This is a genomic window from Streptomyces sp. NBC_01551 (assembly GCF_026339935.1).
Taxonomy (GTDB): Bacteria; Actinomycetota; Actinomycetes; order Streptomycetales; family Streptomycetaceae; genus Streptomyces.
Genome location: NZ_JAPEPX010000001.1, coordinates 3,711,899 through 3,725,296, shown reverse-complemented (window position 1 = coordinate 3,725,296; position 13,398 = coordinate 3,711,899). Strand labels below are relative to the sequence as shown.

At 72.3% G+C, this 13,398-nt stretch carries 14 protein-coding genes; 7 read left to right on the top strand and 7 right to left on the bottom strand.

Annotated features, from left to right (window positions below; genetic code table 11):
• Window positions 1-31 precede the first annotated feature (31 nt).
• Both OG982_RS16735 and OG982_RS16730 read right to left on the bottom strand, forming a co-directional pair.
• Window positions 32-1,366, bottom strand: coding sequence for a PH domain-containing protein (locus OG982_RS16735; RefSeq protein WP_266948807.1), 1,335 nt, complete (start codon window positions 1,364-1,366; stop codon window positions 32-34).
• Window positions 1,363-1,854, bottom strand: a complete 492-nt coding sequence (locus OG982_RS16730; protein WP_266785996.1) for a PH domain-containing protein — start codon at window positions 1,852-1,854, stop codon at window positions 1,363-1,365. The genes OG982_RS16735 and OG982_RS16730 overlap by 4 nt, the downstream gene beginning before the upstream one ends.
• A 31-nt stretch (window positions 1,855-1,885) precedes the next feature.
• Between OG982_RS16730 and OG982_RS16725 the strand changes: the two genes are divergently transcribed.
• The 3 genes from OG982_RS16725 (at window position 1,886) to OG982_RS16715 (ending at window position 3,798) form a co-directional block, all read left to right on the top strand.
• Complete coding sequence (locus tag OG982_RS16725; RefSeq protein ID WP_266785998.1) at window positions 1,886-3,028, top strand: NADH-quinone oxidoreductase subunit D; 1,143 nt, start codon at window positions 1,886-1,888, stop codon at window positions 3,026-3,028.
• Between the two features lie 66 nt (window positions 3,029-3,094).
• Window positions 3,095-3,304, top strand: coding sequence for a hypothetical protein (locus OG982_RS16720; protein ID WP_266786000.1), 210 nt, complete (start codon window positions 3,095-3,097; stop codon window positions 3,302-3,304).
• Window positions 3,305-3,465: 161 nt separating this feature from the next.
• The gene (locus OG982_RS16715; protein WP_266786002.1) at window positions 3,466-3,798 is read left to right on the top strand and encodes a hypothetical protein; all 333 of its coding nucleotides are present in this window, start codon (window positions 3,466-3,468) and stop codon (window positions 3,796-3,798) included.
• Window positions 3,799-3,856: 58 nt separating this feature from the next.
• On the opposite strand, the gene OG982_RS16710 is transcribed toward OG982_RS16715, so the two are convergent.
• The 4 genes from OG982_RS16710 to OG982_RS16695 form a co-directional block, all read right to left on the bottom strand.
• On the bottom strand, window positions 3,857-4,813 hold the full coding sequence (locus OG982_RS16710; RefSeq protein WP_266786004.1) for a hypothetical protein: 957 nt from the start codon (window positions 4,811-4,813) through the stop codon (window positions 3,857-3,859).
• Window positions 4,814-4,911: 98 nt separating this feature from the next.
• Complete coding sequence (locus OG982_RS16705; protein WP_266786006.1) at window positions 4,912-5,901, bottom strand: ABC transporter substrate-binding protein; 990 nt, start codon at window positions 5,899-5,901, stop codon at window positions 4,912-4,914.
• A gap of 36 nt (window positions 5,902-5,937) precedes the next feature.
• Window positions 5,938-6,612: an ABC transporter permease gene (locus OG982_RS16700; protein WP_266786008.1), complete on the bottom strand. Its 675-nt coding sequence runs from the start codon at window positions 6,610-6,612 to the stop codon at window positions 5,938-5,940.
• A gap of 4 nt (window positions 6,613-6,616) precedes the next feature.
• Window positions 6,617-7,354 (bottom strand): ABC transporter permease, encoded by a 738-nt coding sequence (locus OG982_RS16695; protein WP_266948805.1) that lies wholly within the window; start codon window positions 7,352-7,354, stop codon window positions 6,617-6,619.
• Between the two features lie 154 nt (window positions 7,355-7,508).
• Here OG982_RS16695 and OG982_RS16690 point away from each other — a divergent pair, with 154 nt between their 5' ends.
• A complete protein-coding gene (locus tag OG982_RS16690; protein WP_266948804.1) occupies window positions 7,509-8,486 on the top strand; it encodes an ABC transporter ATP-binding protein in 978 nt (325 codons plus the stop codon).
• Between the two features lie 16 nt (window positions 8,487-8,502).
• On the opposite strand, the gene OG982_RS16685 is transcribed toward OG982_RS16690, so the two are convergent.
• Entirely contained in the window at window positions 8,503-9,612 is a 1,110-nt protein-coding gene (locus tag OG982_RS16685; RefSeq protein WP_266786014.1) for an esterase family protein, read from the bottom strand.
• 152 nt (window positions 9,613-9,764) lie between these two features.
• Between OG982_RS16685 and OG982_RS16680 the strand changes: the two genes are divergently transcribed.
• From OG982_RS16680 to OG982_RS16670, 3 genes are all read left to right on the top strand, one after another.
• Window positions 9,765-11,615 carry a phosphatidylglycerol lysyltransferase domain-containing protein gene (locus OG982_RS16680; protein WP_266786016.1) on the top strand — a complete coding sequence of 617 codons (1,851 nt, stop codon included), beginning with the start codon at window positions 9,765-9,767 and terminating at the stop codon, window positions 11,613-11,615.
• A gap of 275 nt (window positions 11,616-11,890) precedes the next feature.
• A complete protein-coding gene (gene folP / locus OG982_RS16675; RefSeq protein ID WP_266786018.1) occupies window positions 11,891-12,766 on the top strand; it encodes a dihydropteroate synthase in 876 nt (291 codons plus the stop codon).
• 61 nt (window positions 12,767-12,827) lie between these two features.
• Entirely contained in the window at window positions 12,828-13,271 is a 444-nt protein-coding gene (locus OG982_RS16670; RefSeq protein ID WP_266786020.1) for a nuclear transport factor 2 family protein, read from the top strand.
• The last annotated feature ends 127 nt before the right edge of the window (window positions 13,272-13,398 follow it).

Below are 13,398 nucleotides of genomic sequence, written 5' to 3'. Positions count from 1 at the left end.
CGGGCGGTCCGGAATCCGTACGTCGAGCCCTTCACGTCATCCACCGGTCCGGGCGGGCGGTCGCGCGGGACGTGTGGGAGCGGGCGGCCTGGGCGTGGAGGAGGGTGGTGGCTTCCGGGGTCGGGCGGAGGCGGGCCGTGACCGTGCCGTTCGCGCCCGTGTCGACGGATACGTCGGCCACGCCGCGGGCGCGTTGCCAGGGGCCCTGTGTCATCCGGACGCTTTGCACCTTGGCGTGCGGGACGATCTCGGTGCGCCGGCACAGCCGGCCGTGGCGGGCGGCGAACAGGTCGTCCGAGACCGCCAGGGCGTAGCCCTTCCACCACACCGGGACCACCCAGCGCGATCCGGCCCGCGGCGACGGGCTGAACTCCAGCGCCGCCAGGTCCGCGCCCGGCAGGACCCGGGCGATCACGTCCTGGGCGGCCTCCCGCGTCGCCACCGGGACCAGGAGTTCGTTCTTCGAGCCCGCCACCGCGAGCTCCACCCGGACCAGGCCGCGGCGCCGCCACAGCAGCGGCTCCACCAGCTTCACGGTCTGGACCCGGCCCGGCGGCACCGTCTCGTGCGCCCGGTCCAGCAGCCCGTGGTCGAGCCGCAGCCCGTCCGGGGACTCCGCGACGGTCCAGTCGTACTCGCCGAGGAACCGCCCGGCCGTACCCGCCCAGACCCCGCCCAGGATGGGGAGGAGGGTGACGGCGGCCGCCCAGGGGCTGTCGCTGACCCACCACACCACGACCGGGGCGACGAGCCCCGCGGCCAGCGCCGCCCACACCGACAGGGTGAGCAGCAACGAGACCACCAGCTCCCGGGGGGCGACGCGGAGCAGCTCCCGCTCCGGGGCCTCGCCGACCGCGACCGCCTCGGACGGGGCGAAGCCCGCCGCCCGGGCCAGCAGCTCGGCGCGCAGCGCCACCGCCTCCCGCTCGTCGAGGAAGGCCAGCTCGTCCTTCTCCTCGGTGCCGATCACGTCGAGCCGCAGCTTCGCGACCCCGGCCACCCGGGCCAGCAGCGGCCGGGTCACGTCCACGGCCTGGATCCGGTCGAGCCGGATGTGCGCGGTGCGCCGGAAGAGCAGACCGGTGCGGATGCGCAGTTCGGAGTCGGTCACCGCGTAGTGGGTGAACCACCAGCTGAGGAACCCGTACAGGCCGAACACCACGACCAGGCCCGCCATGGTCAGCGCCTGCAGGCCGCGCGGCAGCCCGCCCACCCACTCCGCGACCCGGTCGCCCTGCTGGGCCACGACGCCGACGGTCGCGGCGATCGGCACCCACGCCCGCCGCAGCGGCGTGAGGACGTGCAGCCTCCGCTCGACGCCGGTGGCAACAGCGACCGCGACGGCCTGCGGCTCCTCGGCGCTCACAGCCCCGCCGACCTTGCCTCGCCGAGCTCCGACAGCCGGTCCCGCAGCCGCTCCGCCTCGGCCGGCGCCAGCCCCGGGATCTTCGCGTCCGTGGCCGCGGCCGCCGTGTGCAGCTGTACGGAGGCCAGCCCGAAGCGCCGCTCCAGCGGGCCCGAGGTCACCTCGACCAGCTGCATCCGCCCGTACGGGACCACCGTCTCCTCCCGCCACAGCACACCGCGGCTGATCAGCAGGTCGTCGGCGCGCTCGGCGTACCGCCAGGACCGCCAGTTCCGGCCGAGCAGCACCCATCCCCAGGCCGCCACCGGCAGCCAGAGCGCGCCCAGGGCCGCCCACGCGGGCCCGGCCGTCAGCGCGAGCACGACCGCCGTCACCGCCGTGAGCAGCGTCATCCACAGGACCAGCAGCAGCCGCCGCAGCGTGAGCAGCCCGCCCGGCAGACCCACCCACCGCGCTCGGCCCGTCTCACCGTTCGTGCCCGTTTCCATCCCCCCACCCTAGGGCTGAGACAATGCGCCCATGACGGAGACCACGGTCGGCATCGGCGGAGCGGCGGAGAGCACCGACATGGTGCTCAACATCGGACCCCAGCACCCTTCCACGCACGGCGTGCTGCGCCTGCGGCTCGTCCTGGACGGCGAGCGGATCGTCAGCGCCGAGCCGGTGGTCGGCTACATGCACCGGGGCGCCGAGAAGCTCTTCGAGGCCCGCGACTACCGCCAGATCGTGATGCTCGCGAACCGCCACGACTGGCTGTCCGCGTTCTCCAACGAACTCGGCGTGGTCATGGCCGTCGAGCGGATGCTCGGCATGGAGGTCCCCGAGCGGGCCGTGTGGATGCGGACCCTGCTCGCCGAGCTGAACCGCGTGCTGAACCACCTGATGTTCCTGGGCTCGTACCCCCTCGAACTGGGCGGAATCACCCCGATCTTCCACGCGTTCCGCGAGCGCGAGGAGCTCCAGGCCGTCATGGAGGAGATCTCCGGCGGCCGCATGCACTACATGTTCAACCGGGTCGGCGGCCTCAAGGAGGACCTCCCGGCGGGCTGGCTCGGCCGGGCGCGCGCCGCGATCGCCGACGTCCGCACCCGCATGGACGTCTACGACAAGCTGGTCCGCGGCAACGAGATCTTCCGCGGCCGCACGCGCGGGGTGGGCGTGCTGTCCGCCGAGGCCGTGCACGCGTACGGGGTCTCCGGGCCGATCGCCCGCGCCTCCGGCGTCGACTTCGACCTGCGCCGCGACGAGCCGTACCTGGCGTACGGGGAGCTCCAGGACGTCCTGAAGGTGGTCACCCGTACCGAGGGCGACTGCCTGGCCCGCTTCGAATGCCTGCTGGACCAGACGCACAACGCGCTCGACCTGGCCGTGGCCTGCCTGGACCGGATGGCGGAGCTGCCGCCGGGGCCGATCAACCAGCGTCTGCCCAAGGTGCTGAAGGCGCCCGAGGGGGCCACGTACGCGTGGACCGAGAACCCCCTCGGCATCAACGGCTACTACCTCGTCTCCAAGGGCGAGAAGACCCCGTACCGGCTGAAGCTGCGCTCCGCCTCCTACAACAACATCCAGGCGCTGGCGGTGCTGTTGCCCGGGCAGCTGGTCGCGGACATGGTGGCGATCCTGGGCTCGCTGTTCTTCGTGGTCGGAGACATCGACAAATAGGGCCACGGGCGACCGGCCACGGGCCGCGCCGCGGCCACTGTCGGTGCGGCAGGGCAGACTTGGGGCATGTCCCACTCCCCCAGACGGGCCTGCCCCTCCTGCGGCCGCGACTGCGCCGTGACCGCCGGCCGCATCGCCCGGCACGACCCGCCCGGCGGGCGCGGTGAGCTGGTCTCCTGCCCCGGCTCCCGGGCGCGGGTGACGCTCGGCGCCTCGGCGCCGACCCTGGACGGCTTCGTACTCCCGCCGCTCCCGGGACAGTTGCCCCTGTTCTGAGGCCGCGCCTCTCCCGGGGCACCGCCTCCCCCCGGGGCCGCGCCGCCCCCCGGGCACCGCCTCCCCCGGGCATCGCCTTCTCAACGCCTTGAGTACGAAGTCACCCGCGGCTGAGTACCCATGCGGATCCCCCTCCGGCCGGGGCGGGCCAGGATCTTCGCATGACCTGGAACGCACAGCCCGCCACCGTCACCCCGCGGCCCTCCGCATCCCGCAAGCGCACCGTCACGCCCGCGATCGTCTCCGCCGTGCTGCTGCTGCCCGCCCTGGTCCTCGCGAAGATCGCGGTCCTGGCCACGGAGACGGGCTCGCGCTGCCTGGTGTACGGCGGCTGCACGCACTTCCCGATCGCGGCGTTCGCGGCGCTGCTCGGTGTCGCGCTGGTGGCCATGGTGGTGGCGCTGGCCGCGCCGCCCGTGGCGGCGGAGCCAGCGCTCGCCATCCAGATCCTGCTGGAGACGATGGCGACGGGCCTGGTCCTGGCCTACCCCTGAGCCGGCGAGGCCGGCCGGCAGCCGGCGGCCGCCGGCCTCGCACCGGGACTGGCGGGCGCTACGAGATCGCGGTGCGCAGCCGGACCACGTCGATCGGTTCCGTTTCGTCGTGGGCCGTCAGGTCGATGACCTGGCCCACCGCGCGCTGCTCCGGCGTGGGCTGCTTGAACTCCGGCTCGGCCGGGCGGCCCTGGGCGGACTCCGCCTTGTGGACCGCGAGCACCTCCGCGCCCACCACGTCGGCCAGGTCCTCGTTCTGGACCGCCTCGATCACCGCGCGGGCCTGCGCCGCCGTCTTGGTGCCGAAGAAGTCGAAGCCGCCCTCGACGCGCGAGGCGGTCCGGCGCGGCGGCGAGTACGGGGCCACCGTCGCGGCCGGGCGCCGGGCCGGGACCGAGGCGGTGGCGGCCGAGCGGGCGTGCGCGGCCTCCGCCTTGCGGACCAGCGCCGCCATGGCCGCGTTGGCCCGGGCGTAGCCGACGGCGGTCGGCGCGCCGGCCGAGGTGCGCTCCTCGGTGACGGGGGGAAGTTCCTTGGGCGCGGAGGCCGCCGGGGCCGAGGCCGCCTCGATGGCCAGCAGCCGGCGCCGCTCCAGGGCGCTCGCCCGCTCGGTCTCGGCGGTCGCGTACCGGCGCAGCAGCGCGGCGTGCTCCCCACGCAGACCGGCCAGTTCGACCCGCTTGGCGCGCAGCTTGGTGTCGAGCCTGGCCCGCAGGACCCGGGCCTCTTCGAGGTCCGACTCCAGCTCGGCTATCCGCTCCTCGGTCTTCCACTCGTCCTTGACCCGCTCGCGGGCCAGCTCCGCCACCCGGCGGCCGGCCGCGCGGTCCCAGGACCGCATGACGACCGCGCCGGCAACACCCACGGCCCCGGCGAGGGCGACGAGGAGGCGCAGCGGAATCGGTTCTGCCAGCAGCCAGGCCGCGGCGGCACTGGCGACGGAGACACCGGCGACGGTCGTCGGGGTGAGCAGCCGGTGCAGGGGTTCGGGATTGCGGTGGCGTCCACGGGGCATGGCCTGAAATTTACAGGGCGTGGGTGCCCAGTGGGGTAGCCGCCCGGCAATCTCTTGCCGGGCAGTTAACCGTCATTTCTCCACCAACCGCGCCTCCGCTACTTCTGGATCAGTCCCTTGGACTCCAGGTAGGCCTTCGCGACGTCCGCGGGCTTCGCGCGCTCCGCGTCGACCTTCCGGTTGAGGGCGACCAGATCGGCCGTCGTGAGCGCCTTGGTCAGCTTGTCGAGGGCGGCCGCGACCTCCGGGGCGCCCGCGTCCTTGGCGTTGACCACCGGCACGACGTTGTCGGCGTTCTGGAGCAACTTGTCGTCCTCCAGCAGGACCAGGCCGAAGCTGTCGAGGGTGGCGTCCGTGGTCGTGGTCAGCACCAGCTGGTCCACGCCGTCCTTGACCGCCTGCTTCGACTGCGGGGTGCCGACGCCCTTGGGGTCGATGCCGGAAACGTCGATTCCGTACGTCTTCTTCAAACCCGGTGCGCAAAACGGCCGTACGGCGCATTCGTCGCCCGCGGCGATCTTCACCTTCAGGCCGGACTTGCCGAGATCGGAGAGCGTCTTCAGGTTGTTCTTCCCGGCGAACTCCTTGCTGACCGCGAAGGCGTTCTGGTCGACCGCCGCGCCCGCCGGCAGCACCTTCAGGCCGAGCGGGCCGGCGAGCTTCTCCAGCGCGGCGACCGTCGCCGCCGGGTCGCTGGAGGCGACCGGCTTCTCCTCCGGCGCCTTCGCGCCGTTCACCTTGGCGTTGAGGAACTCCGCGAGGGTGGCCGCGTACTCCGGGACGACGTCGATCTCGCCCTTCTCCAGCGAGGGCTCGTACAGCTCGCGGTTGTTGACCGTGGTGATCGAGGTGTCGTAGCCCGCGTCCCCCAGCACCTGCGCGTAGAGCTCCGCCAGCACGTTGGACTCGGTGAAGCCGGCCGCGCCGATCACCAGCTTGCCCTTCGCGCCCCCGGAGGCCCCTGCGGACGAGGAGGACGAGCCGCCGTCCTTGGACTTCTCCAGGCTGTCGCCGCCGCACGCGGTCAGCGAAGCCGTCAGGGCCACCGCACCCAGTGCCGCGCCGAGGACACGCGTGGACTTGCTCATGGTTACTCCATTCAAGGGACGGAAAGAGAGGAAAGCTCAGCGGGCCGCCGGCGCCGGGCGCCGCAGCAGCAGCCGGTCCGCGGCCACCAGCGCGCCCTCCACCACCAGCGCCAGCAGTGCCACCAGCAGCGCTCCCGCGAAGACCTGCGCCGTGTTGTATGTGTTGAACCCGGCGGTGATGATCCGACCGAGGCCGCCCTGGCCGACCATCGCCGCGATCGTGGCCGTGGCGATGACCTGGACGGCGCCCGAGCGCAGGCCCGTCATCACCAGTCCGCGCGCGAGCGGCAGCTCCACCCGCAGGAACAGCTGGCCGCCGGACATGCCCATGCCCCGGGCGGCCTCGACCACCGAGCGGTCCACCTCCCGCATGCCCACGTACGCGTTGGTCAACAGGGGCGGGATGGCGAACAGCACCAGCGCGATGATCGTCGGCACGTTGCCCGCGCTGCGCAGCGGCGAGACCATGAACAGCGCCAGAACCGCGAAGACGGGGATCGCCCGGCCCACGTTGGAGACGTTCACCGCGAGGGCGCCGCCCTTGCCGAGGTGCCCGAGCCACAGGCCGACCGGCAGCGCCACCGCGCAGGCGACGGCCAGGGCCACGCCGCTCACGAAGACGTGCTCGCCGAGCCGGTGCCAGACACCGTTCTCCCCCGACCAGTTGGCGCCGTTCGCCAGCCAGTCCCAGGCCCCGCCCAGTACCCCCATGCCGTCAGGCCCCCTTGGTCAGAGCGTCGGCCGGCGCGTCGGCCGCGGCCGGAGCGGGCGCCGCGCCCGCGCGCCGCGTCGCCCGGGTCCACGGCGTGAGCAGCCGCTCGGTCCCGAGCAGCAGCAGGTCCGCGACCAGCGCGAGCAGCACGCACAGCACCGAGGCGGTGAGCACCTGGGCCTTGAAGGAGCTGTTCACGGCCGGGGCGATCAGGTTCCCCAGCCCGCCCTTGCCGACGATGGAGCCGACGGTGGTCAGCGCGATCGTGGAGACGGTGGCGATCCGGACCCCGGCGAGCACCGCGGGCAGCGCCAGCGGCAGTTCGACCTGCCACAGCAGCCGCCCGGGCCCGTACCCCATCCCGCGCGCGGCTTCCCGTACGTCCTCGGGGACCGCTTCCAGGCCGGCCAGCACGTTGCGGACCAGGATGGTCAGCGAATACAGCACCAGCCCGGTCACCACCAGCGCCGCCGACAGCCCGAAGAGCGGCAGGAGCAGGGAGAACATGGCGAGCGAGGGGACCGTGTAGAGCAGGGTGGTCAGGCCCAGCACGGGGGCCGCCCAGCGGCGGCCGCGGCGGGCCAGCAGCGCGAGCGGGACGGCCACGACGAGGCCGATGAGCACCGACACGGCCGTGATCCACACGTGCTGGACCGTGGCGTCGGTGAGCTCCTGGGAGCGGGAGGTGACGTACTCCCAGCAGAACCAGTCGTTCGCCACCAGGCAGTTCTGCCCGGCCATGCCCTCACCCCCCTCGCCACCACCACGTACACCCGTACGAACGGCACGGTCAGGACCGACCCTAACCCCCGGGGCCGACAATGGCCGGAACCCTTCGCACGGGGGTAATACTCCCGTCACAAATTTCGAGGCGCGGGTGAGGGAGGATGGTCGGGTGATCCGATTCGAGCACGTGACCAAGCGCTACCCCGACGGGACGACGGCCGTCGAGGACCTGTCCTTCGAGGTCGCGGAGGGTGAGCTGGTCACGCTCGTGGGCCCGTCCGGCTGCGGCAAGACGACCACGATGAAGATGGTCAACCGGCTGATCGAGCCGACCTCCGGCCGGATCCTGCTCGGCGGCGAGGACATCGCCGCCGCCGACCCGGTCGAGCTGCGCCGCCGCATCGGGTACGTCATCCAGCAGGTCGGACTGTTCCCGCACAAGACGGTGCTGGAGAACACGGCGACCGTCCCGCAGCTGATCGGCACCCCCAAGGCCAAGGCCCGCGCGCGGGCGGCAGAGCTGCTCGAACTCGTCGGGCTCGATCCGGCGGTCTACGGGGGCAGGTACCCGGAGCAGCTGTCCGGCGGGCAGCGCCAGCGCGTCGGCGTGGCCCGCGCGCTCGCGGCGGACCCGCCGGTGCTGCTGATGGACGAGCCGTTCGGCGCGGTGGACCCGGTGGTGCGCGAACGCCTCCAAAACGAGTTCCTGGCCCTCCAGAAGACGGTGCGCAAGACGATCCTGCTGGTCACGCACGACCTGGAGGAGGCGATCCGGCTCGGCGACCGCATCGCCGTCTACGGCAGCGGCACCATCGAGCAGTTCGCCCGCCCGGCGGCGGTGCTCGCCGCGCCGGCCACGGACTACGTCGCGGGCTTCGTCGGCGCGGACCGGGGGCTCAAGCGGCTCGCGGTCACCCCGGTGGGGCCGGCCGACGTGGTGCCGGCCGAGGCCGCGGCCGCCGACGGGAAAGCCCCCACCGCCGAAGTGGCGCTGGGGGCGAGTCTGCGCGAGGCGCTCGCGCTGCTGCTGCAGGAGGACTCGGGCCGGATCGCGGTCACGGATCCGGACACCGGCGCGCTGGTCGGCGTACTCACCCCCGAAGGGGTGCACCGGGCGCTGCGCCGGGCCCAGCTGCAGGAGGCGTAGGCGGCCGGCCGGGGCCTCAGGCCTGGATGCGGTCGCTCATCCACACCAGCATCGGCGCGATCTCACGGCGCCAGGTGTTGAAGTTGTGGCCGCCGCTTTCCAGGATGATCGAGGAGACCCGGTCCGGGCTCTTCACCTTCTTGATGAACTTCTTGGTGTCGGCGAGGTTCGGCTCGCCCTTCTGGCTGCTGGTGACGAGGAACGACGTACCGATCGGCTCCTTCTTCCCGATGCTCTCCAGGACGTCGGCACGCTTCTTCAGCTTCTCGTCCCCGTGGAACAGATTTCCGGTGGTCGGGTCGTCCGGGGCCTCGTAGTACGCGGAGAGACCAGCGGCGGCGCCGAAGGTCTGCGGGTAGTGCGTGGCGATCTTCAGGGCGCAGTAGCCGCCCGTGGAGTTGCCGATGAAGCCCATGTTCCGCGGCTTGTCACCGACCCGGAAGGTGCCCTGGATGGCCTTCGGCAGGTCGTGCCCGAAGAACGTCTCGGTCTGCGGGCCATCGGGTATGTCCACGCACTCGGTGTCGCGCGGCGGCGCGACGGTCGGCCGCAGCATGACCAGGATCATCGGCTTCATCTTGCCCTGCTTGGCCTGCTTGAAGGCCGTCATCGGGTAGTTCAGCCCTTTGATCAGGTTCTCCGCCGTGCCCGGGTAGCCCGTCAGCACGATGGCCGCGGGAAAGTTCTGGTGCTTGTGCTGGGGCTGGAAGTACTCCGGCGGCAGCCACACGTACCCGGGGCTCGTTATCTTCGACTTCTCCCCGGTTATGGCAACCTTCAGGATCTGTCCGCCGACCTGCGGCTTGCCGCCGCCGGGGACGTCCAGCTTCTGCTTGTCGACGACCTTGATGTCCTTGCTGCTCATCGAGTGGTCGACGACCTTGCCCATCGACGTCTCCTGACCGAACAGGTCGGCCCAGGATCCATAGAAGAGGAACGACTTGTTCGCCGCCAGACCGACGGCCGAGAAGAGCGCCAGCTGGGTCGCCAGCAGGAGTCCGATCCGGCCCGTGAAGGCACGCCAGGTGCGGCCGGAGAGCTTTGGCCAGAACCAGACCGTGGCCGCGAACAGCAGCACACCGGCGACGATGGCCAGCGCCAGAACCGTATTACTGGTGAGACCCATGAGCAGTCAGTCGTCTTTCTGATGGCAGGACGAGTTTTTCTCGGCGGAAGAGTGAACCCGCTCCCCTCCGATGTCGTCCTAAGGGACGCACCACACTCCGGAGGCTGTCGCGGCCTTCGGCCACATGATCTCTCGCGGAGCAACGGGAAGCGATGTCTAGCAGGATAGATGGCGATAAGTCCGGACAGGTTCCGAGTCGGGCGGGGCGAATCTTGCGCGGACCACGACCGGAAACCGTGCCCGGCCTGGTGGGTATGGCCGTCACGGTCGTCGGCCTCCTGGACATCGCGGCAGGGGTGTTCCCGCGATTCCGGCACAGCAGGTTCCACGCGGTCACCGAGGTGCTCCCCGGCTCCCTCGGCCCCTTCGCGGCGGCCCTCGCGCTGAGCGCGGGCGTACTGCTGCTGCTGCTCGCGCACGGCCTCAAGCGCCGCAAGCGGCGCGCCTGGCGGGCGGCCGTGGTGCTGCTGCCGGCCGGCGCCGTGGCGCAGTTCACGTACCGGCACTCGGTCATCGGCGTGGTCATCGCGGCGGCGCTCCTCGCGCTGCTGCTGCGCCACCAGGGTGAATTCAAGGCGCTGCCGGACCCGCGCAGCCGCTGGAAGGCGCTCGCGAACTTCGTACTGATGAGCGCCGGTTCGATCGGCCTCGGGCTGGTCATCGTCAACTCCCACCCGGGCAAGGTCGTCGGCAACCCCGGCGTCTACGAGCAGATCAGCCACGTCGTCTACGGGCTGTTCGGCTTCGAGGGACCCGTCGACTACGCGGGCCGGGTCTCCTGGATCGTCGGCTACTCGCTCGGCGCCCTCGGCATGCTGACCGCCCTGACCACGATCTACCTGGCGTTCCGCCCCGAGCACCCGGCCGCGCGGCTCACCGCCGACGACGAGGTCAAGCTGCGCGAGCTGCTGGCCCGGCACGGCGGCCGCGACTCGCTGGGCCACTTCGCGCTCCGCCGCGACAAGGCCGTCGTCTTCTCCCCCAGCGGCAAGGCGGCCGTCACCTACCGCGTCGTCTCCGGCGTGATGCTCGCCTCCGGCGACCCGATCGGCGACGTCGAGGCCTGGCCCGGCGCCATCGAGCGGTTCATGGAGGAGGCCAAGGCGCACTCCTGGACGCCGGCGGTCATGGGGTGCAGCGAGACCGGCGGCGAGGTGTGGACCCGCGAGACCGGGCTGGACGCCCTGGAGCTGGGTGACGAGGCGATTGTCGATGTCAAAGACTTCTCCCTCTCCGGCCGGGCCATGCGCAATGTCCGCCAGATGGTGAAGCGCATCGAGCGCAACGGCTACACCACCAAGGTCCGCCGGGTCAGCGAGCTGACCGAGGAGGAGCTGGAGCAGGTGCGCGGCGCGGCCGACGCGTGGCGCGGCACCGACACCGAGCGGGGCTTCTCGATGGCCCTGGGCCGGGTCGGCGACCCGGGCGACGGCGACTGCTTCATCGCCACCGCGCACCGGGTGGAGGAGGGCGACACCTCGCCGTTCGGCGACCTCAAGGCCGTGCTGCACTTCGTGCCGTGGGGCAAGGACGGCATGTCGCTGGAGCTGATGCGCCGCGACCGCGCCGCCGACCCCGGCATGAACGAGCTGCTGATCGTCGCCTCCCTGGAGGCCTCGCCGTCCCTGGGCATCGAGAAGGTCTCGCTCAACTTCGCGATGTTCCGCTCGGCCCTCGCGCGCGGCGAGAAGATCGGCGCCGGGCCGGTGCTGCGGATGTGGCGCAGCCTGCTGGTGTTCCTGTCGCGCTGGTTCCAGATCGAGTCGCTGTACAAGTTCAACGCGAAGTTCAAGCCCCGCTGGGAGCCGCGCTTCGTGGTGTTCCGCACGACGCGTGACCTGCCGCGCATCGGCTTCGCCGCGATGCAGGCGGAGGGCTTCGTCACCCTGGCCCTCCCCCGCCTCTTCGCGAGCCGCCGCCGCCCCAAGCCGGTCCGCACCTGCGCCCACACCCACGTGACGGCGGTCCCGACCCAGAAGGAACGCGAGATCGCCGCCGCCTAGGCCCTGGCCGGGCGGAACCTGCCGCCGGGCTCACCCCCGACCCCACGGCCCGCGCCGGGACGCGACCCGCGTCGCTCCCGCCGCGGGCCGCCCCGTGTCCGGGAGCTCTCCCCGCCCGCCGGACCCGTCCGGCCGTGCCCGGGGAGCCCGGCCCGGGGAGCCCGGCCCGGGGAGCCCGGGCCGGGGAGCCCGGGCCGGGGAGCCCGGGCCGGGGGCGCAGGCGCCCGGACTGCCTCGTTCCTCCCGGCCAGGGACGGCGGCCTACCCTTGAGTCCATGAACACGCACCGCGCGGTCGCCGACAGGGGCCGGGTCACAGGGCTGCCGGATTGGGACCGCTGCGGGGTCATGGGGGTCGTCAACGTCACCCCCGACTCCTTCTCCGACGGCGGCCGCTGGTTCGACACCACGGCGGCCGTCAAGCGCGGCCTCGACCTCGTCGCCGAGGGCGCCGACCTCGTCGACGTCGGCGGTGAGTCCACCCGCCCCGGCGCCCCCCGCGTCGACGAGGAGGAAGAGCTGCGCCGCGTCGTCCCCGTCGTGCGCGGCCTCGCCTCCGAAGGCGTCGTCGTCTCCGTCGACACCATGCGCGCATCCGTCGCCGCGCAGGCCGTCGCCGCCGGCGCGGCCCTGGTCAACGACGTCAGCGGCGGCCTCGCCGACCCCGGCATGATCCCGGCCGTCGCCGCCGCCGAGGTGCCGTTCGTGGTCATGCACTGGCGCGGCTTCAGCGAGAACATGAACAGCCTCGCCGTCTACGACGACGTGCTCGCCGAGGTCACCGCCGAGCTCCGCACCCGCATCGACACCGTCGTCTCCGGCGGCATCGCCCCCGAGCGGCTCCTCGTCGACCCCGGCCTCGGCTTCGCCAAGATGGCCGAGCACGACCTGGCCCTCGTCGCCCACCTCCCCGAGCTCCGCGCCCTCGGCTTCCCGCTGCTGGTCGCCGCCTCCCGCAAGCGGTTCCTCGGCCGCGTCCTGGCCGGCGCCGCCGCGGGCGCCGCCGTGCCGCCCGCCCGCGAGCGCGACGCGGCCACCGCCGCCGTCTCCGCCATCGCCGCCCACCAGGGTGCCTGGGCCGTACGGGTCCACGAGGTACGGGCCACCGCCGACGCGGTTCGGGTGGCCCGCGCCGTGGAAGGGGCTCTGTGATCCGGACACCCGTCCGGACCGCGACCCGCGGCAGCACCCGTACGGGCAGGAAAGGGGCACGGTGAGCCGTACCGACATCGAAGCCGTCGAAGAGGCCAACACGGCCTTCTACGAGGCGATGGAGCGGGGGGACTTCGACGCTCTGTCGGCGCTCTGGCTCGAAGACGAGATCTCCTGCGTGCACCCGGGCTGGCCGGTGCTCTCCGGCCGCGGCGAGGTGCTGCGCTCCTACGCGCTGATCATGTCCCACACGGAGTACATCCAGTTCTTCCTCACCGACACCAAAGTGGCCGTCATAGGTGACACCGCACTGGTCACGTGTACGGAGAACATCCTCAGCGGCGGGCCCGCCCAGGACGGCGGCGAGCTCGGCCCGCTCGTCGGCCAGCTGGTCGTCGCCACGAATGTGTTCCGTCGCACATCCGGAGGCTGGCTGCTCTGGTCCCACCACGGTTCACCGGTCCTTACGGACTCCGAAGATGAGGACGAAGAGGACACGGACTGACCCCTCGGGCGGGGCAGGGGGTTTGCCGCAGGTAAATTCGAAGGTGGACGACGCCGACCGCACTCGGCGTAGGCCCATGGCCCCGGGGAGTCCCGGGACCGGAAGAACCTACGAAACAGGAGTGATT